Genomic DNA, 19442 nt, shown 5'->3' on the forward strand with positions numbered 1-19442 from the left:
GACTCCGGCGCCCACAACGAAGGCCATCACGCTGATGGCCGCACCGATGCTCGATACCTACCGCGAGGTGGTAACGCCGGAGGGTGTGCCGCTGCAGTTGCCTGCAGCCGGCCCGGTACCGAGGGCGATGGCCTGGCTGGTCGATCTCGGCGTGCGCATCGCGGCACTGGTGCTGATGTCGATTCCGCTGGCACTGCTGGACCAGTTCGGTTCCGGCCTCTACCTGGTGCTGATGTTCCTGGTCTACTGGGCCTACCCGATCGTCTGCGAAGCAGTGTGGGGACGCACCCTGGGCAAGCGTGCGCTGGGGCTGCGCGTGCTGTCCCGCGATGGCGCGCCGGCAGGCTGGATGGCGGCGATCACCCGCAACCTGCTGCGCACGGTGGACATGCTGCCCTTCGGCTATGCGCTGGGCCTGATCAGCAGCCTGTTCGATCCGCATGGCCGCCGTCTGGGCGACCTGGTGGCAGGCACTGTGGTGGTGCATGCACCCGCGCTGTACCTGCCACCGCCGCCGACCATCGGCAGCGTGCTGGCCCCGCCGCAGCCCCTGCGACCAGAGGAACAGGCCGCGCTGATTGCCTTCGCCGAGCGCGCGCCACGCTTGTCGGCGGCGCGCCAGCAGGAGCTGGCCGGTATTGCCGAGCCACTGACCGGCACCCACGGCCAGGTCGGCGTGTTGCGCCTGTATGCGATGGCCAACTGGCTGCTGGGGCGGCGATGAAACAGGAGCAGTTCGTCGCCCGCTACCAGCAGGAATGGCAGGATCTGGAGCAGTGGCTGCTGCTGCGTGCCGGCGCCTCACGCCGCACGCGCCGCAAGGCCAGCGGCCTGGCACTGGACGACACTACCTTCCCGCAGCGCTACCGGCGGCTGTGCCAGCAGCTGGCGCTGGCCCGCGAGCGCGGCTACAGCCCGCAGCTGGTGCAACGCCTGCAACAGCTGATGCAGCAGGGCCACAGCGTGCTGTACCGCACGCCGCCAACGCGCTGGCGGCGTGCTCTGGAGTTCCTGGTGGCCGATTTTCCGCTGCTGGTGCGCAGCCAGGCGCGCAGCATGTGGGCGGCGCTGGCGATGTTCGCGCTGCCGGCGGTGGCCTGCTTCGTGCTGGTGCAGGTCTATCCGGACCTGATCCACATGCTGATGGACAACCGCCAGATCGCCGAGATGGAGCGCATGTACGATCCCGCCGCCGAGCGCCTGGGGCGTGACAGCGGCACCGACTGGATGATGTTCGGCCACTACATCATGAACAACATCAGCATCGCCCTGCGCGCCTTCGCCAGCGGGCTGCTGGCCGGGCTGGGCACGCTGCTGGTGCTGCTGTTCAACGGCGTGATCATCGGTTCAGTGGCCGGCCACCTGCAGCACATCGGCCATGGCGATCCGTTCTGGCGCTTCGTGGTCGGCCACGGCGCCTTCGAGCTGACTGCGATCGTGATCGCCGGCGGCGCCGGCCTGCAGCTGGGCATGAAGCTGCTGGCGCCGGGCCGGCGCAGCCGCCTGGATGCACTGGTCGACGGCGGCCGCATCGGCGCGCGGCTGTGCCTCGGCGTCGCCTTCATGCTGTTGGTGGCTGCCTTCATCGAAGCCTTCTGGTCATCGATCGCCGAAGTACCTGCATGGGGCAAGTTCAGCGTGGCCGGTGTGTTGTGGGCCGGCGTGCTGCTGTGGCTGTGGCGCGGCGGACGTGGAGCTGGCCATGCGCATTGACCACCTGGACGTGGCGCTGCGTGCCCGCAGTGGCTGGGAAGCGATGGAGCTGGGCACCGCGCTGTCCCGCCGTCACGCACGCGCGCTGTGGGGCAGCTGGCTGCTGGCCAGTGCACCGCTGTTCGTGGTCTTCAACGCGCTGGGCTGGTGGCTGGATGCCTTCGGCTGGGCCTGGCTGGCGATGTGGTGGTGCAAACCGCTGTTCGAACGTGCGCCGCTGTATGTGCTGTCGCGCGGCATCTTCGGTGAACCAGTCGGCACGCTGGCCGCGCTGCGTGCGCAACGTCACTGGGGCAACAGCGGCTTCTGGGGCTACCTGGGTTGGCGCCGCTTCAGCGTACTGCGCAGCCTGTGCCTGCCGGTGAACCTGCTGGAAGGCAACACACCAGACCAGCGCGGCCCACGCCGCCGTGCGGTGGCCGCCGGGGCTGCAGGCGCGGCACTGGTGCTGACCGTGAGCTGCATGGCCTTCGAAGTGGTACTGGTATCCGGCGCGATCGGTGCGGTGTTCATGTTCATGCCACTGGAGCTGATGTCCGAATCATGGCGCGCCGCATGGGACATGATCGGCCAGGACACACCCGCATGGGCACGGCTGGGCTTCAACTTGGCGTGCTGGCTGGCCTCGGTGCTGATCGGCCCGTTCTTCGTCGGTGCGGGCTTTGGCCTGTACTTGAACCGGCGCACGCAGATGGAAGCCTGGGATGTGGAGATCGCCCTGCGCCGCCTGCGCGAGCGGCTGCTGCCGGCGGCATCGACGCTGGCCCTGCTGCTGTGCCTGGCAATGCCGCTGGTCTCCGCACCGGTGCATGCGCAGGACACAGACGCCGAGCCCGAACGAGCCATGGGCAAGCCCAACGACCGTGGCATCGACGCCGAGGAAAGCGACGAAGCACCGACCATCGACCCGGCCAACACCCCGGCAACGATCTTCGGCGGTACGCCGGTGGACACCGCCGGTTTCCGTCAGGCAGTGAACCGCGCCTATGAAGACCCGCTGCAGCGCCCGACCCGCCAGGTCACCCGCTGGAAGCCGATCGAACAGGCCGAGGAAGAGAAGAAGGAAGACAAGCAGCTGCAGCGTGACACCAACAGCAACGGTGAACGCAAAGCGCGGAAGGACGGCATCGCCTGGCTGGCGCGGCTGGCCGAATGGGGCCTGTGGGGGCTGCTCGGCGTCCTGCTGCTGGTGCTGCTGCTGACCGCACGGCTGTGGCTGCCGTGGCTGCGGGGCAGCGGCCGACGAAAGGCCGAGGCCGCACCGCCGGTGGTGGAGGAACAGGTGGAGTTGCCGGTGGTGCTGCCGCCGGACGTGGCCACCCAGGCCGGCCTGCTCTGGGACCAGGGCCGGCCGCGGCAGGCGCTGGCCCTTCTGTACCGCGCCAGCGTGCGCACGGTGGGCGAGCGCAGCGGTATCGCGCTTCCACCCGGTGCCACCGAAGCGCAATGCCTGCGCGCGTCGCGGCGCATGCCCGAGGCCAGCGACCGTGACCTGTTCGCGCGCATCGTGCGCATGTGGCAGTACGCCGCCTACGGTGGCCGCCTGCCCAGCCGCGCCGATTTCGATGCGATGGCCGATGCCCTGCGCCAGCAGTACGGGTGGCAGGCATGAGTCCGCGCCTGTTCTGGTCGCTGCTGCTCGGTGCATTGGTGCTGCTCGGCGTACCGCTGGCGATCCTCTACCTGCGCACGCACGAGCGGGTAACCGAGACCATCCGGCTGCCGCCACGGGGCGAGGCGGCCTACAACCCGCTGTATGTGCTCGGCCAGGCCCTGCGCGCTGATGGCATCGCCGTGCACTCGCGACCGCGGCTGGACCTGCAGCAGATGGCGCTGGGTCCGCACGACACGGTGGTGGTGCTGCAGGACAGCAGCGAACTGCCGGCGCCCGTTGCCAGCGCGCTGCTGGACTGGGTCGACCGTGGCGGCCACCTGCTTGTACGTACACCGCCGCCGGTCGAGGACGATGCCGGCAGCACGCAGGGCCCCCTGCTGGACCGGCTGGGCGTGGACAGCCTGTTCCAGCGCAGCGATTGCCAGCCGTTCCATGTCGACGACGATCCGGGCCACGTTGAATTCTGTGCTGGCCGCCGCTTCACCCTGGGTTTTGCCGCCAATGCGCAGGCCGAACGCCGCTGGGGCGGTGACCGTGACCTGGTGTTCGCGCGCCTGCGCCATGGCCAGGGCAAAGTGAGCGTGCTGGCGGACATGGAGTTCCTGCGCGGTGATGTCGACTCGCCTGCCGCGCGCCTGGCCGCGGCCGCCGGCGGTGCCAGCGATGGCCTGCACGACAAGGCTCACCGCGACCTGACCCGCTATCTGCTCGATCCGAACTACGGCAAGGGTGCGGTCTGGCTGATCTATGCCAGCCGTCCACCGTCGCTGTGGTCGCGCCTGTTCTACCAGGGCTGGCCGCTGTGGGCGCCGCTGCTGCTGGCCCTGCTGGGCTGGTTGTGGGCCCGCTCGCAACGCTTCGGCAGCCTGCTGCCGTCACCGGTACTGGAACGCCGTTCGCTGCTGGAACACGTGCACGCCAGTGGTGAATTGCTGCTGCGTTTCGGCCACGGTACGCGCCTGTACGAGGCCGTTCTCGCCCTGTTCCTGCACCGCCTGCGCCTGCGCGCACCGGTGGCTGCCGCACTGGATGGTGCGCCACGCGAACAGGCCATCGCCGAACTGCTGAAGTGGCCGCAAGGGCGTGTTGCCGCCGCACTGACGCCACCTCCGCCGCACGATTCCTCCGCCCTGCGCGAGCGTATCCGCTTGCTGCTCCAGATGAGATCCCTGCTATGACCGAAGTCCCCGAGCTGCCGGCGGCCGCCAACGCCCGCCTGATCGAACGCGTCGATGCCATCCGCGCCGCCGTTGGACACGCCTTCATCGGCCAGGCCGATGTACTGGACCAGATCCTGGTGGCGCTGCTGGCCGGTGGCCACGTGCTGATCGAAGGCGTGCCCGGGCTGGGCAAGACCCTGCTGGTGCGTGCACTGGCACAGGCCCTGGAGCTGGACTACGGGCGCGTGCAGTTCACCCCCGACCTGATGCCCAGCGACGTCAGTGGCCACGCGGTGTACGACCCGAAGAGCGAGAGCTTCAAGATCCGCCGCGGCCCGGTGTTCACCAACCTGCTGCTGGCCGACGAGATCAACCGTGCCCCGGCCAAGACCCAGTCGGCCCTGCTGGAAGTAATGCAGGAAGGCCAGGTGACCATTGAGGGCAAGGCCTTCACCCTGGCGCCGCCGTTCATGGCGCTGGCCACGCAGAACCCACTGGAGCAGGAAGGCACCTACCCGCTGCCGGAAGCACAGCTGGACCGCTTCCTGCTGAAGGTGCTGATCGACTACCCCCAGCTGGAGGACGAGAAGCGCATGGTGACCGCGATCACCAGCGGCCGCGCTGCCAGCGATTTCGACCTGAGCCAGGTGCCGCGTGTGCTCGGTGCCGGCGAGCTGCTGGAACTGCAGCGTGCCACTGCGGCGATTACCGTCGATGACGAGGTGATCGACTACGCGGTGCGCATCGTCACCGCCACCCGGCAGTGGCCGGGCATCGCCGTCGGCGCCGGTCCGCGCGGCAGCATCGCGCTGGTGCGTGCCTCGCGCGCACAGGCGGTGCTGGCCGGCCGCGACTTCGTCACGCCGGACGACGTGCGCGACATCGCCCGCCCGGCGCTGCGGCACCGCATCGCGCTGGCCCCGGAACTGCAGATTGAAGGCCAGGACGCCGACGATGTGCTGGGTGCACTGCTGGCCAAGGTGGAAGCGCCGCGCCGATGAGGCCGGCTTCGCTGCTGCTGGCGCTGCTGCTGGCCTGGGCCGCTCTGGGCGGGCTGGTGCTGGGCGGATGGCTGCCGCGCTGGAGCTGGGCACTGGCGGCCGTGGCCATCGCGTTGCCCGCCCTGTGGGACCTGTGGCGGCAGTGGCGGCGTCCGTCGCCGCAGGTGCAGCGCGAGCTGCCCGAAGCGCTGGCACTGGGCGTGCGCCGCGAGGCGGCGTTGCGTGTGCAGGCCGAGCAATCGATGACGGTGCAGGTGTTCGACCTGGTGCCCGGCGGCTGGCCGCTGGAAGCGCTGCCGCAGCGCGTGAGCCTGCAGGCCGGTACGGCGTCCACCTTGCACTACCACCTGCAGCCGCTGCAGCGTGGGCACTTCCGCTTCGAGGGGGTGCACCTGCGCATGCGCTCGCCGTGGCGCCTGTGGTGGCAGCAACGCACGCTGCCGCCGGCGCTGGAGGTGCGGGTCTATCCGAACTTCGTGCCGCTCACCCGCTTCGCATTGTTCAGTGCCGACCAGGCCTCGCGGCTGGTCGGTGCGCACGTGAAGCGCCGCCGTGGCGAAGGCACCGACTTCCACCAGATGCGCGAGTACCGCATCGGCGACAGCCTGCGCCAGCTGGACTGGAAGGCCACCGCACGTGCGCGCAAGCTGATCTCGCGCGAGTACCAGGACGAGAAGAACCAGCAGTTGCTGCTGATGCTCGACAGTGGCCGACGCATGCTGGCCAGCGAAGGCGGGCTCTCGCACTTCGACCATGCCTTGAATGCCTCGCTGGTGGTGGCCTACCTGGCGCTGCGCCAGGGTGATGCCGCCGGCCTGTACGCTGCCGGGGGCGAACGCCGCTGGGTAGCACCACAGCGCGGCATGGGCACGGTCGAGCACCTGCTGCGCGCCAGCTACGACCTGCAGCCGCGCGCGGTGGCCACCGACTACCTGGCTGCGGCCACCGAAGTATCGCTGCGCCAGCGCCGGCGTGCGCTGGTGATGCTGGTCAGCAATGTGCGCGACGAGGACATCGAAGACCTGCTGGCGGCGGTGCGCCTGCTGCAGCGGCGCCACCTGGTATGCGTGGCCAGCCTGCGCGAGCGCGAGCTGGATGGCGCGCTGGAGGGTGACGTGCAGACCCTGGAAGACGCCACCCAGGCCGGTGCCGCCGCGCTGTACCTGCAGCAGCGCGCGAAGGCGCACGAGGCACTGCGCAGCGAGAAGGTGATGGTGCTGGACGTGACCGCCGACGCCCTGCCCGGCGCGCTGGTGGAGCGCTACCTGGCGGTGAAGCGCGAAGGGTTGTTGTAGCCCTGCGCTTGACCGGAGCCGAGCATGGGCTCGGCTCTACACGTGTTGTTCCGTAGAGCCGAGCCCACGCTCGGCTGCCGTATCAGCGCTCACCCAACAACCGCCGCTGCAACCGCTCCACCGCGCGCTGCAGCAGCACCTGGTTGCGGGCCAGCTTCATCCACTGCGGCAGGCGTGAGAACATCGAACGATGATGGCCGCTGCCTTCGCGCAGTCTGGCCGCGGCGTAGTCGTGCAATGCCTGCAGGTGCTCGGCGTTATACGCCCACAACAGGCCAGCCGAGGTTTTTTCCACCAACCTCAAAGGCAGGCCGAAGTCCGGGTCGATGGCTTCGTTGCCAAGCCACCGCGACCGGGTGACCTCGACATCGCTGCTGCGCCCACATTGGCTGCAGTCCGCAGCCATGGTCCGCAGCGGCGGGGTGGCACGGGCACGACGTACCTCGATGCGTACCCACTGGTGGCCGCAATAACCGCACGGCCGGTAACCGCTGTAGCGCACCGGTCCTACCCAGTCTCCGGAGCCACAGCGGCTGCAACCGCAGCCGCCGTTCAATGCCTGGCTGCAACCCAGGCACCGGAAGCGGCGTGAATCAGGCGTACCTACCACCCAACCCGGCGTGTCACATCGATTGCAACGCACCGCCACCCGGTCTGCATAGCGCAGCAGGGAGTGACCGTCGTCCCGGTGGCGCCCTGCGACCATCAGACGTAGATCCGCGTCGGCGCCTCATCTACGATCGCGTGCGGCACGAAGCGCGCACTGTCGCGGGTGATCGCGCTGTCGTCCTCGCGGATGCCGATGCCGCAGGCGTGGCCACCGATCACCCAGCTGCCGATCAGCGGGTAGCCGCCTTCGAAGCGGGTCAGCGGATGTGCGCGCTGGATGATCGCCGGGCCATCGTAGGGACCGTCGCTGCGCTGGGTGCTGCCATCGGCCAAGTGCATCTCGATGTTGGCGCCCTCGCGCGAGAACAGCGGCTTGCGCACCCAGCCCGACGGCAGCGTGCTGCCGTCATCGAAGTGAGCCTCCAGCAGGTTCGGATGGCCCACGTTGCGCTGCCACAGCAGCGGCAGGATGCCCTTGTTGCTCAGCACCGCCTTCCAGGCCGGTTCCAGCAGCTGCACGCCGGAACCGGGCAGCGCGCGGCCAAACTCTTCAGCCATCAGGTCTTCCAACGGGTACAGCTTGAACAGCGTGCCGATCACCGAATCATCCAGCGCGGTGAAGCGGCCATCCTCGGACAGGCCGATGTCCTCGATCGCGATGGCCTGGCCATGCAGGCCGGCCTGCGACGCGCAGTCGCGCAGGTACTCGACCGTGCCGCGGTCTTCTTCCGAGCTTCCCACCGCGCTGAAGTACAGCGGTGGCGGCAGCTGCGTGGCCAGTTCGCCGAAGCGCTCGACCAGCGCCTCATGGATCGCATTGAACTGGTCGGCATGCTGCGGCAGGCGGCCGGCGTTGCGCTGGTCTTCCAGCCACTGCCACTGGAAGAAGCTGGCCTCGAACAGCGAGGTCGGCGTATCGTAGTTCAGCTCGTACAGTTTGGCCGGGCCGGTGCCGTCGTAGGCCAGGTCCAGGCGGCCGTAAAGGTGCGGCTGGCGCTGGCGCCAGCTGTCGGCGATCCAGTCGCGGTAATGCGACGGAATCGCCAGCTGGTCCATCAACCGCTCGCTGCCGATGACATCACCGACCAGGTCCAGCGCCATCTGGTGCAGCTCGGCACTGGGGTCTTCGATGTCCTGTTCGATCTGGCGCAGGGTGAACGCGTAGTACGCGCGTTCATCCCAGTACGGCTGGCCATCGATGGTATGGAAACGGAAACCCGCTTCCTCCGCGCGTGCCCGCCACTGGGCACGCTCGGCAATCCGGATACGCTGCATGGGTCGATCAGCCGCCGTAGCTGCCGCTGCTGCTGCGGCGCGCGCTGGTGTTGCCGAAGCCACCACGGCTGGCAGTGACCGCACGGTTCGGCTCGCTGGTGACCGGCGCCAGGCCGGCCTTGCCGGCACCGATGCCGCTGGCGGTGTTGAGGCCACCGGTGCCGCCCGGTGCCGGGCGCGCCCAGCCAGCGTTCCTGTCCTGGTAAGCCGGTGCCGACGCCGGCGCCTGCGGGGCGAGGCCGCCGCGGTTGCTCAGCATCTGCGACATGAAGAAGCCCATCATCATCGGGCCGATGAACGAGGTGCCGGCCGAGGTGTGCTGCTGCACGCACTGTTCCGGCTTGTAGTCCTTCTCGCAGGCTTCCTTGCTGGCGTACTTCGGTGCCGCATCGGCGGCCTGCTTCTGCGCTTCGGCAAAGGCATTGCGGCACGACGACGGATCACCGGTGGCCTCGGTGCAGGCCTCCACCGAGGTGTACAGGCCTTCCTGCACCTTCACCTCCGGCTCCTTCTGGCAGGCGGTGAACAGCAGCGGCGCGGCGCTCATCAGCAGCAGCGCGGTGGTGCGGGAACGTTTCATGGCCTCATGCCCTGTCGACGGATCAATGCCCCAATGATGCCAAATCCGGGCCAGCAACCGGAATCGGCAAAGTGGGAAAGATGAACGGCCTTTCATTTTCGTCGTTCCCCATCATCCGCGCATGACGTGGATCCACCGGTGTCGACCAAGGTCGACACCTACCAACAGCCGCAGGAAACGTCGAAGGCGGGGTAGGTCCGGTGGCAGGGGTGTGAGCCGCATGGATGCGGCGACCAAGCCCCCATGGACGGGTTAACGGCGTCCCCTGCCACCGGACCCACCCCGCCATCCCACGGAGCGCCCGCCTTTGACGTTGACGTGGACGTTGCCTCTGCGGGTGCCGGGCGCAGCCCGGCCGGACCACCTCCGGTGGTTGCAGCAGCAACCGAAAAAATTGGCCATGATCGGCTGACTCCCACGTCGTACGGCCCGCCCGTTCCGCCCGCCATGCCCGAATACCGTTCCCGCACTTCCACCGCCGGCCGCAACATGGCCGGCGCCCGCGCCCTGTGGCGTGCCACCGGCATGAAGGACGGCGACTTCCACAAGCCGATCATCGCCATCGCCAACTCCTTCACCCAGTTCGTGCCCGGCCACGTGCACCTGAAGGACCTCGGCCAGCTGGTCGCGCGCGAGATCGAACAGGTCGGCGGCGTCGCCAAGGAATTCAACACCATCGCCGTGGACGACGGCATCGCGATGGGCCACGACGGCATGCTGTATTCGCTGCCCAGCCGCGAGATCATCGCCGACGCCGTGGAGTACATGGTCAACGCGCATTGCGCCGACGCACTGGTGTGCATCAGCAACTGCGACAAGATCACCCCCGGCATGCTGATGGCCGCGCTGCGCCTGAACATCCCGGTGGTGTTCGTGTCCGGCGGGCCGATGGAAGCGGGCAAGACCAAGCTGTCCGAGCACAAGCTGGACCTGGTCGACGCGATGGTGGTGGCCGCCGATGACAGCGCCTCCGACGAGAAGGTGGCCGCGTTCGAGCGCAGCGCCTGTCCCACCTGCGGCTCCTGCTCGGGCATGTTCACCGCCAACTCGATGAACTGCCTGACCGAAGCACTGGGCCTGTCGCTGCCCGGCAACGGCACTACGCTGGCCACCCATGCCGACCGCGAGGCGCTGTTCCGCCGCGCCGGCCGCCTGATCGTCGAGCTCTGCCATCGCTGGTACGGCGGCGAAGACCCGAGCGCGCTGCCGCGCGGGATCGCCACCCAGGCCGCGTTCGCCAACGCGATGACCCTGGACATCGCCATGGGCGGCTCCACCAACACCATCCTGCACCTGCTGGCCGCAGCGCAGGAAGCGGAGGTCGACTTCGACCTGACCCACATCGACGCGCTGTCGCGACGCGTCCCGCAGCTGTGCAAGGTGGCGCCGAACACACCGAAGTACCACATCGAGGACGTGCACCGCGCCGGCGGCGTGTTCGGCATCCTCGGTGAGCTGGATCGCGCCGGCCTGCTCGATGCCACGGTGCCAACCGTGCACAGCGCCAGCCTGGCCGACGCGCTGGAACGCTGGGACGTGGTGCGCAGTGACAACGACACCCTGCACACCTTCTTCAAGGCCGGCCCAGCCGGCATTCCCACCCAGGAGGCCTTCAGCCAGGCCACGCGCTGGCCGACGCTGGACCTGGACCGCGCCGGGGGCTGCATCCGTTCGCTGCAACATGCGTATTCGCTGGAAGGCGGCCTCGCGGTGCTGCGCGGCAACCTGGCTGTCGATGGCTGCGTGGTGAAAACCGCCGGCGTGGACGAATCGATCCATGTGTTCGAAGGCCCCGCGCGTGTCTATGAAAGCCAGGACGCCGCCGTGGCCGGCATCCTCGCCGACGAGGTGCGGCCGGGCGATGTGGTGGTGATCCGCTACGAAGGGCCGAAGGGCGGCCCCGGCATGCAGGAAATGCTGTACCCGACCAGCTATCTTAAGTCGAAGGGGCTGGGCAAGCAGTGCGCGCTGCTCACCGACGGCCGCTTCTCCGGCGGCACCTCGGGCCTGTCGATCGGCCACGTCTCGCCGGAAGCCGCCAGCGGCGGCACGATCGGTCTGGTGGAAGATGGCGACCGCATCCGCATCGACATCCCCGCCCGCCGCATCGACCTGCTGCTGGACGAGGCCACGCTGGCCCAACGCCGCGCCGACGCCGATGCGAGCGGCTGGAAGCCACGCGCACCACGCCCACGCAAGGTCACCAGCGCGTTGAAGGCTTACGCCCTGCTCGCCACCAGCGCCGACAAGGGCGCCGTGCGCAACACCGCCCTGCTCGGCGCTTGATGCCGATCCGGTAGTGCCGGCCGCTGGCCGGCATCATAAAAAAAGGAACGGAGGGGATTAAGTCGTTTGAGGCACAAACGACTTAATTCCCTCCGTCCCCTTTTTTCAGCCGATCACGCGCTTGAACGGCGGCAGCGCGTCGATGATGCGCTTGCCGTAGCGGCGGGTCAGCAGCCGCGAATCGAGGATGACCACGCGGCCGGTGTCGGTGGAGGTGCGGATCAGGCGGCCGGCGAACTGGGTCAGCGTGCGCAGCGCATGCGGAATGGCGATCAGGTTGAACGCATTGAGCCCGCGCCCCTCGAACCATTCGCTGAGCGTGGCGGTCTGCGGGTCGGTCGGCACCGCGAACGGCACCTGGGTGATCACTACCGTGGTGCAGGCTTCGCCGGGCAGGTCGAGGCCTTCGCCGAACGAATTCAGCCCGAACAGCACCGAGCCCTCACCCGCCGCGACACGGCGCAGGTGTTCATCGATCAGCCGTGTCTTGGACATCTCGCCCTGCACCAGCACCTGCTTGCGGCGCGTGGCCGACATCAGGCCAGCCACCTTCTCCATCTTCCAGCGCGAGGTGAACAGCACCATCGAGCCCTTGGCCCAATCCAGCTCGGTGTCGAGGTAGCGTGCCACTTCGCGCGGATGGCCTTCGCGGTCATCCGGCGTGACCGGGAACTTCGGCACGATCAGCTCGGCCTGGTTGGGCAGGTCGAACGGCGACGACAGCGAAACCATCTCGGCCTCTTCGGGAATGCCGTTGTCGATCGCCAGCGATTGGAAATCGCCACCGCCGGTCAGCGTCGCCGAAGTCATCACCACCGAATCCACTTCATCCCACAGCAGCTTGCGCAGCACGTGCGCGGCCGACACCGGTGAGCCGTGCAGCACCAGGTCGCCGTCGCGGGTGGCGGTGACCCAGCGCGCCATCGGCGGCGCGCCGTCCTTGTCCTCGCGGCGCCAGGCCTGCCACAGGTTGTACTGCTGCTCGATCATTTCCAGCGCCATGCCCAGGTTGCGCTGCAGGCGCTCGCGCGCGGCATCGTCCGGCTTGCCCTTGGCTACCTGCGCGGTGGCGGCATGCGCCCAGTTGTAGAGGCTGCGGGTATCGTCAGCCAGCGCCTCGATCGGCTCGCGCCAGGCGTCGGGCAGTCGCCCATTGGCCGCGCGCCACATCGGCTCTTCGTCCGCCGGCGCCGGCATCCACACGCGCTCGATATGATCGCGGAACGCGCGCAGCTGCTTGGCCACGTTGCTGGCCACTTCGATCGCTTCGTTCGGCAGCAGGTTGCCGAGGCGGTCCTTGTCGACCGCGCGGTAGGCACCGGCGATCAGGATCTGCAGGCGGCCGGTGCGCTTGGCCATTTCATCCAGCGCCAGGCTGGCCGCGCCCTGGTCGATCGCCACGTTGCCGATGTGATGGCCTTCGTCCAGCACCAGCAGCATGTCCGACGGCGGCGCGATCAACGGCTGGCCGTTGTCGCTGTCGCCGATCGACAGCGCCGACAGCAGCAGCGCGTGGTTGGTAACGACGATCTGCGCATCACGCACGGTGTTGCGCGAACGCAGCACCGCACACTGCGCCGAATAGGCACAGCGGCGCCCGGCGCAGCCCGAGGCCGGCGTGGTGATGCGGCTGCGCAGGCCGGGGCTGATGGTCTCCGGTGCGTTGTCGATGTCGCCATCCCAGCTGCCGCTGGTGAAGGCGTCGGTCAGGCGCTTGGCGATGTCCATCTCGATCGGCGCCAGCGGCCGGTCGAACAGCGGCGCGTCATCCTCGAACATGCCGCCCTGCGAGCCCTCGCCCTGCGCCTCGGCGGCATTGCGCGTGCACAGGTAGCGGGTACGGCCCTTGGCCAGCGCCACGGTCGCCTCCAGGCCGGTGGCCTTGAGGAAGTTGGGAATGTCGCGCTCGACCAGCTGCGACTGCAGCGCCACGGTGCCGGTGCTGATCACCAGCTTCTTCCTGGTGGCCAGCGCGATCGGTACACCTGCGGTGAGGTAGCCCAGGCTCTTGCCGACGCCGGTGGGCGCCTCGACCACGCCGACGCCGCCACTTTTCGACAGCGCACGCGACACCACGCCGATCATCTGGCTCTGCGAGCGGCGGGTGGAGAAGCCGGGGGTATTGGCCTGCAGCGTGGTGTACGCCTTGCGGATCGCGTCCTTCAAGGCGTCATCAAGCGTGCGCGGAGCGGCGACGGTTTCGGTCACGCCGGGAAGTACCGTGGCTGGATCAGGCCGGTCATTGTCGCATGGCCGGCCACGACCGCCGCCGCTGCCTGCCTGAACAAGCCAGCGACGACACCCGGCGGCCGGATGAACACGCCGAACGCTGCTGGGGACAGACCAGGGCCGTCACCGGGAGGTCACTGCACCACGTTGCCACGCAGCCGCAGCAGGCGCACCAGCGCCCACACCAGCAGCACCACGCCGATGGCTTCAACCATTGCCAGCGCGAAGTGCAGCACGCCGAGGATGGTGCCGATGCCCGACACGGCGCCGAAGTTACCGCTGCTGACCAGCCACATCGGCAGGATGCCCGCTGCCAGGCCGCCAAGACTGGACAGCAGCAACAACAGCAGGCCGGCCAGGGCGCCGGTGCGGGTGGCATCGCGCGGCGCGCCGACCACCCAGACCAGGCCGATGCACAGCGCGATCAGCACCGGCAGGCGCACGCCCACCATGCTCAGCACGGTCACCAGCAGGGTTGTGCCGTCCATCGATCAGTCCTCGCCGGCCAGCACGGCCGAGCCCTGGCGCAGCGACTGGTAGACCTCATCGGTCTGCGGGCGCACGCCATGCCACTGCAGGAAGCTCTCGGCGGCCTGTTCGACCAGCATGCCCAGCCCATCCACGGTATTGCGGCAGTTCGACGCGCGTGCCCAGGCCAGGAAGGCGATGGCAGCCTCGCCGTAGTTGAGGTCGACGGCGGTGGTCATCGAGTTGACCAGCGACAGCGGCAGCTTGAACTCGACGTCGCGGTCGCGGCCGGCCGAGGTGGCATTGAGGATCAGCTCGAAGTCACCCAGGTCACGCAGGTCTTCCCAGTAGCGGCTGATCGCGCGGCCCGGTTCGCCCATCGCGTCGATCAGTTCATCGGCGCGTTCCGGTGTGCGGTTGACCACCACCAGCTCGGTGATGCCGGCATCGAGCAGCGCCGGCGCGACGCTGCGCGCGGAACCGCCGGCGCCGATCAGCAGCACGCGGCGGCCACGCAGGTCCAGGCCATGGCGGTCGGTCAGGTCACGCACCAGGCCGATGCCATCGGTGGTATCGCCGTGCCAGCGGTCGCCCTTGCGCAGCAGCGTGTTGACCGAGCCGGCGCGGCGCGCGCGCGCGGTCAAGGTGGTGCACACCGAGAACGCGGCTTCCTTGTGCGGCGAGGTGACGTTGGCACCGACACCGCCTTCGGCGGCGAAGGCTTCCAGGCCGGCCAGGAACGCATCAGGGGCCAGGTCGATTGCACGGTAGTCGATGCTGATGCCTTCCTGGCGACCGAACGTCGCGTGGATCTGCGGCGACTTCGAGTGGGCAACGGGGTGTCCGAAGACGGCGTAACGGTCGGTCATGGAATCCTCAAGCTGGCTAGACTGATGCTCTTTCGTGCACGGACCCGGATGATGCGCATCACCCCGCCCCTGCTGGTGCTTGCCGCCAGTCTACTCTCTGCCCCCGTGGCGATGGCGTTGAACGAGTACGGCATCGAAGGCATGGGCGTGGTCTCCACCCGTGCCGACGAGGGCCGCGCCACGATCAGTCCCGATGGCCAGCGCATCGTCTTTGCCCGCCGCGGTGAGGCTGGCTGGGGCCTGTGGCAGGCGCGCGTGGTCGACGGCCGCTGGCAGCAGGCGCAGGCCCTGCCGGTAGGCGTGGCCGGTGAGGTCCGTGATCCCTACTTCAGCCGTGACGGCCACTGGCTGCTGTTCGCGGCCGGCCGCGAGGGCAGGCTGGCGCTGCACCGCGCCGCAGTCTCCGCCGATGGCCAGCTGGGCAAGGCGCAGCCTTTGGCGGGCGACGATGACCGCCGCGAAGAGCGCGGACCAGCCCTGAGCGTGGATGGCAAGCGGCTGTTGTTCGCCCGCCAGCAGGGGCGTGGTGCCGGCTGGGACCTGCTCGTGGCGACGCTGGACGCGCAGGGCGTGCGTGGCCCGGCAACCGCACTGACCGCCTTGAACAGCGGCGACGACGAGACCGACGGCGACTGGCTGGGCAACGACGGCGCGGTGGTGTTCAGCCGCGGCAGCGGCACGACCGCACAGGTGTGGAGCAGCGGCTGCGCGTGGAGTGGCGCGGCCCTGCAGCCGTTGGGACTGTCGTTCAACCAGACCGGCGGCTGGACCGGCGCGCCTGTGATCGACAACGCCAAGCCGGGCGAGATGCTGGTGGCCAGCAGCGCGGCGAAGGCGCCGCGCGCCGGTGGCGTGGACGTGTACCGCTTGGCGGTGCCGAAGGTGGCGGCGGTGGCCGGGTGCGTGCCAGGCGCGCGGTAACGGCAGACGCCAACCAAGGTTGGCGACTACCAGGGCGATGGAGGTGCCAGGTGCGTGCGATAGATCCACGCGATGCGTAGATGATCGCGGGGTAGGTGCCGACCTTGGTCGGCACGCCAAGGTGCCAACCAAGGTTGGCACCCACCCGTCAGCGAGACAACACCTTGGCGCGCTGCTGCTCGTACTCCAGCTCACTCAGCTGACCGTTGTCCTTGCGCTGGTTCAACGCGGCCAGCTCGGCCTGCACGCTGTCCGGCAGCGCCTGCTCACGGGCCACGTGGCGGGCAGCGGAGAGCTGTTCCGGCGGGCGCTTGCCGGCCCGCCAGGCGGCGATGAAGACACCGACGATGATGGCGCCGAACACCAGTGTTCCGGTGCCCCAGATCAGCCATTGCATCCATCCCAGTTCGGGTGCCATCGCAGTCCTCCGTCTATCGTGTCGCTATTGTCAGCGCTCGCGCAGCCATCGCGCCACCTGCGGCGCGAAATAGGTCAGTACGCCGTCGGCGCCGGCCCGCTTGAAGCCCAGCAGCGACTCCAGCACGCAGGCGCGTTCGTCCAGCCAGCCGTTGGCGAAGGCGGCCTTCATCATCGCGTACTCGCCACTCACCTGATAGGCGAAGGTCGGCACACCGAATGTCTCCTTCACCCGGCGCACCAGGTCCAGGTACGGCATGCCCGGCTTGACCATCACCATGTCGGCGCCCTCTTCCAGGTCCAGCGCGATCTCGCGCAGGGCCTCGTCGCCGTTGGCCGGGTCCATCTGGTAGGTCTTCTTGTCGGCCTTGCCGAGGCTGGCCGCGCTACCCACCGCATCACGGAACGGGCCGTAGAACGCCGAGGCGTACTTGGCCGAGTAGGCCATGATGCGCACGTTGATGTGGTGGTCGGCATCCAGCGCACGGCGGATCGCGCCGATGCGGCCGTCCATCATGTCCGACGGCGAGACGATGTCGACCCCGGCTTCGGCGTGCGACACCGACTGCTTGACCAGCGCTTCCACGGTGATGTCGTTCAGCACGTAGCCCTTGTCATCGATGATGCCGTCCTGGCCGTGGGTGGTGTACGGGTCCAGCGCCACGTCGGTCATCACGCCCAGCTCCGGGAAGCGCGACTTCAGCGCGCGGATCGCACGCTGCGCCAGGCCGTCCTCGGCCCAGGCGGCCGATGCGTCCAGCGACTTCAGCGACGGGTCGATCACCGGGAACAGGTCGATCACCGGAATGCCCAGCTCCAGCGCCTCTTCGGCAACCTTCAGCAGTTCTTCGATCGACAGCCGCTCCACGCCCGGCATCGACGGCACTGCGGTGCGGCCGGCCAGTTCGTGCACGAACACCGGGTAGATCAGGTCGTCGGTGGTCAGCGTGTTCTCGCGCATCAGGCGGCGCGAGAACTCGTCATGGCGCATGCGGCGCGGGCGGTAAAGCGGGTGGGACATGGCAGGCTCCGAGGAGTGGCTATTGCAACAGGTAGCCCTGCGGCAGCAGGGGTTCGGGCAATGGGCGTTCGCCGAGCGCGTCGAGCTGGTCGATCTCGATCGTGCGCACCAGCGCGTCCAGCGGCAGGTCGTTCGGCTCCAGGCCGAACGGGTCTTCCATTTCTTCGCCCAGCTGGTCCAGGCCGAAGAAGGCATAAGCCAGCACCGCCGACAGCACCGGCGTGCCCCAGCCCAGCGAACTGGCCAGGCCGAACGGCAGCAGCACGCAGAACATCCACGCGCAGCGGTGCAGCAGCAGGGTGTAGGCGAACGGCAGCGGCGTGGTGAGGATGCGCTCGCAGCCGGCCTGGATCGACGACATCGCGTGCAGGCGCTCTTCCAGCTGGGTGTAGAGGATCGGATCGAGCTCACCGCTGCGCAGCGCCTGGGCCAGTTCGGCGGCGATCATCGCCAGCAGCGCGTCGGGCACGTTCTCGCGCTGGCCCAGCTGTTCGCGCTGGCGCTTGTCCAGCCACGGCAGGGCCATCAGCGCCACGATGCGCCCACGCAGGCGCCCGGCCAGGGCGTGGGCGAACGCGGTGGTGACGTAGGCGATGCGGCGACGGCGGCCGGTGTCATTGGCCAGCAGCAGGTTCACCTGGCGGGCCAGCGAACGCGATTCGTAGACCAGCTGGCCCCACAGCTTGCGGCCTTCCCACCAGCGCTCGTAGCAGGCGCTGTTGCGGAAGCTGAGGAAGATCGACAGCACCAAGCCGAGCAGCGTGAACGGCGTGACCGACACGCGTTCGATGCCGGTCGGCGGCGCCAGTTCCACCACCGCAGCCACGGCGATGGACAGGATCAGGATGGCCAGCACCTTGGGCGCGATCGCTTTGACGATCGAACCGCGCAGGATGTACAGCAGTTGCCAGCCGTGGGGACGGGGTCGGATGATCATGGGGCAGCCGCGCCGGGCGCGGATTCACAGGCACGCGGGGGGCTCGCGCAGCCATTCATTGTACGCCCCCGCCCGGCCATCGGCCGTGCGCCTGCGACGCCCTGTCGCACCCGGGCGCGGGCTCAGATGACGCCACCACCCAGGCCGAGGCGGAGGATGCCCACCACCACCACGATGCCGTTCAGGACCAGGCCGGCCCAGGCCCGGCCACGCTTGCTCGGGTGGGTGAACAGGATGCCCAGCGCGGCGATGACCGCGCCCACCGCAGCGAACGGGATAAGGAACCAGTTGCCCCAGCCGAGCAGTGGAATCAGCGCCAGGATCATCCACAACAGCGCCAGTACGCCCCACAACAGACTGATCACGCCCATGCCACTCTCCCGCAGTTGGTTCCTGCCCCAACCATAGACGTTCCCGCTGCCGTCGCCTACTGCCGTTGGCGGGGCTGTCACCCCCGGCGTGCTAGCGTGCTGCCGTGCGTGCCCTGGCCCGGGTGTTGGCGCCGATTCAGAGTGGCCCGCCGATGATCGCAACCAGTCCTACAGGGGTCGTGCCATGAACATCCGTTGGGCCGCGTTGGCGGCCATCCTGCTGGTCGCCGCCGGCTGTGCCAGCACCTCCAAGGTGATGCTGGGCCGCGCCCGCGCACCCATCGATCCGGCACTGGTGCAGATCTATTCGACGCCTCCGGCCGGTTCCCAGGAAATCGCCCAGCTGGAATCGGCGTCCGCCGTCGGCTTCGGCACACAGGGCCAGACCGATGCCGCCGTGGCACGCCTGAAGCGTGAGGCCGCCGCGCTGGGCGCCAATGGCGTGGTGCTGATGGGCGTGGGCAGCAGTGGCTCGCCGGTGGGCATGTCGGTGGGCGCCGGCACGTTCGGCTCGCATGTGGGTGGCGGCGTCGGCATCGGTATTCCGACCACGCAGAAGCGCGCCGCCGGCGTCGCGATCTGGGTGCCGAATCCGGCACCGCCGGCGCGATTGCCGACACAGGTGATTACCCCGCAGCGGTGAGGCGGCAGCGTCACCGCGGGTAGCGCCGGGCC

The 19442-nt window shown here is 68.8% G+C and carries 19 protein-coding genes; 9 read left to right on the forward strand and 10 right to left on the reverse strand.

The window, feature by feature from the left end:
- Window positions 1–34: 34 nt before the first annotated feature.
- The 6 genes from O0J15_RS07235 to O0J15_RS07260 are packed head-to-tail and all read left to right on the forward strand — an operon-like array spanning window position 35 to window position 6784.
- Complete coding sequence (locus O0J15_RS07235) at window positions 35–724, forward strand: RDD family protein (RefSeq protein WP_308305387.1); 690 nt, start codon at window positions 35–37, stop codon at window positions 722–724.
- Window positions 721–1713, forward strand: a complete 993-nt coding sequence (locus O0J15_RS07240; protein ID WP_021203337.1) for a stage II sporulation protein M — start codon at window positions 721–723, stop codon at window positions 1711–1713. The genes O0J15_RS07235 and O0J15_RS07240 overlap by 4 nt, the downstream gene beginning before the upstream one ends.
- Entirely contained in the window at window positions 1703–3325 is a 1623-nt protein-coding gene (locus O0J15_RS07245; RefSeq protein ID WP_308305388.1) for a DUF4129 domain-containing protein, read from the forward strand. The genes O0J15_RS07240 and O0J15_RS07245 overlap by 11 nt, the downstream gene beginning before the upstream one ends.
- A complete protein-coding gene (locus tag O0J15_RS07250) occupies window positions 3322–4506 on the forward strand; it encodes a DUF4350 domain-containing protein (protein WP_308305389.1) in 1185 nt (394 codons plus the stop codon). Before O0J15_RS07245 ends, O0J15_RS07250 begins: the two co-directional genes overlap by 4 nt.
- Window positions 4503–5489, forward strand: coding sequence for a MoxR family ATPase (locus O0J15_RS07255; protein WP_308305390.1), 987 nt, complete (start codon window positions 4503–4505; stop codon window positions 5487–5489). The genes O0J15_RS07250 and O0J15_RS07255 overlap by 4 nt, the downstream gene beginning before the upstream one ends.
- Entirely contained in the window at window positions 5486–6784 is a 1299-nt protein-coding gene (locus O0J15_RS07260; protein WP_308305391.1) for a DUF58 domain-containing protein, read from the forward strand. Before O0J15_RS07255 ends, O0J15_RS07260 begins: the two co-directional genes overlap by 4 nt.
- 82 nt (window positions 6785–6866) lie before the next feature.
- On the opposite strand, the gene O0J15_RS07265 is transcribed toward O0J15_RS07260, so the two are convergent.
- The 3 genes from O0J15_RS07265 to O0J15_RS07275 all read right to left on the reverse strand — a co-directional run bounded on the left by O0J15_RS07265 (window position 6867) and on the right by O0J15_RS07275 (window position 9248).
- Complete coding sequence (locus O0J15_RS07265; RefSeq protein WP_308305392.1) at window positions 6867–7190, reverse strand: hypothetical protein; 324 nt, start codon at window positions 7188–7190, stop codon at window positions 6867–6869.
- Between the two features lie 299 nt (window positions 7191–7489).
- On the reverse strand, window positions 7490–8668 hold the full coding sequence (locus tag O0J15_RS07270; protein WP_308305393.1) for a glutathionylspermidine synthase family protein: 1179 nt from the start codon (window positions 8666–8668) through the stop codon (window positions 7490–7492).
- Window positions 8669–8675: 7 nt separating this feature from the next.
- Entirely contained in the window at window positions 8676–9248 is a 573-nt protein-coding gene (locus O0J15_RS07275; RefSeq protein ID WP_049465264.1) for a DUF1190 domain-containing protein, read from the reverse strand.
- Between the two features lie 447 nt (window positions 9249–9695).
- Between O0J15_RS07275 and ilvD the strand changes: the two genes are divergently transcribed.
- Window positions 9696–11534: a dihydroxy-acid dehydratase gene (ilvD, locus tag O0J15_RS07280; RefSeq protein ID WP_308305394.1), complete on the forward strand. Its 1839-nt coding sequence runs from the start codon at window positions 9696–9698 to the stop codon at window positions 11532–11534.
- 105 nt (window positions 11535–11639) lie between these two features.
- Here ilvD and dinG read toward each other — a convergent pair whose 3' ends face one another.
- The 3 genes from dinG to aroE all read right to left on the reverse strand — a co-directional run bounded on the left by dinG (window position 11640) and on the right by aroE (window position 15100).
- Window positions 11640–13742, reverse strand: coding sequence for an ATP-dependent DNA helicase DinG (gene dinG, locus O0J15_RS07285; RefSeq protein WP_308305395.1), 2103 nt, complete (start codon window positions 13740–13742; stop codon window positions 11640–11642).
- A gap of 155 nt (window positions 13743–13897) precedes the next feature.
- Window positions 13898–14251, reverse strand: a complete 354-nt coding sequence (locus O0J15_RS07290) for a hypothetical protein (RefSeq protein WP_134730918.1) — start codon at window positions 14249–14251, stop codon at window positions 13898–13900.
- 3 nt (window positions 14252–14254) lie between these two features.
- Window positions 14255–15100, reverse strand: a complete 846-nt coding sequence (aroE, locus tag O0J15_RS07295) for a shikimate dehydrogenase (RefSeq protein ID WP_111099155.1) — start codon at window positions 15098–15100, stop codon at window positions 14255–14257.
- A gap of 48 nt (window positions 15101–15148) precedes the next feature.
- Here aroE and O0J15_RS07300 point away from each other — a divergent pair, with 48 nt between their 5' ends.
- Complete coding sequence (locus tag O0J15_RS07300) at window positions 15149–16021, forward strand: hypothetical protein (protein ID WP_308305396.1); 873 nt, start codon at window positions 15149–15151, stop codon at window positions 16019–16021.
- 148 nt (window positions 16022–16169) lie between these two features.
- Here O0J15_RS07300 and O0J15_RS07305 read toward each other — a convergent pair whose 3' ends face one another.
- The 4 genes from O0J15_RS07305 to O0J15_RS07320 all read right to left on the reverse strand — a co-directional run bounded on the left by O0J15_RS07305 (window position 16170) and on the right by O0J15_RS07320 (window position 18767).
- Entirely contained in the window at window positions 16170–16439 is a 270-nt protein-coding gene (locus O0J15_RS07305; protein WP_019661663.1) for a hypothetical protein, read from the reverse strand.
- A 30-nt stretch (window positions 16440–16469) separates the two neighbouring features.
- The gene (hemB, locus tag O0J15_RS07310; RefSeq protein ID WP_308305397.1) at window positions 16470–17459 is read right to left on the reverse strand and encodes a porphobilinogen synthase; all 990 of its coding nucleotides are present in this window, start codon (window positions 17457–17459) and stop codon (window positions 16470–16472) included.
- Window positions 17460–17478: 19 nt separating this feature from the next.
- Window positions 17479–18396, reverse strand: coding sequence for a bestrophin family ion channel (locus O0J15_RS07315; RefSeq protein ID WP_308305398.1), 918 nt, complete (start codon window positions 18394–18396; stop codon window positions 17479–17481).
- Between the two features lie 122 nt (window positions 18397–18518).
- A complete protein-coding gene (locus tag O0J15_RS07320; protein ID WP_006475755.1) occupies window positions 18519–18767 on the reverse strand; it encodes a hypothetical protein in 249 nt (82 codons plus the stop codon).
- A gap of 184 nt (window positions 18768–18951) precedes the next feature.
- Here O0J15_RS07320 and O0J15_RS07325 point away from each other — a divergent pair, with 184 nt between their 5' ends.
- Window positions 18952–19410 carry a hypothetical protein gene (locus O0J15_RS07325; RefSeq protein WP_010482223.1) on the forward strand — a complete coding sequence of 153 codons (459 nt, stop codon included), beginning with the start codon at window positions 18952–18954 and terminating at the stop codon, window positions 19408–19410.
- The last annotated feature ends 32 nt before the right edge of the window (window positions 19411–19442 follow it).

This window comes from Stenotrophomonas sp. Sm10, from assembly GCF_030985515.1.
GTDB lineage: Bacteria > Pseudomonadota > Gammaproteobacteria > Xanthomonadales > Xanthomonadaceae > Stenotrophomonas > Stenotrophomonas hibiscicola.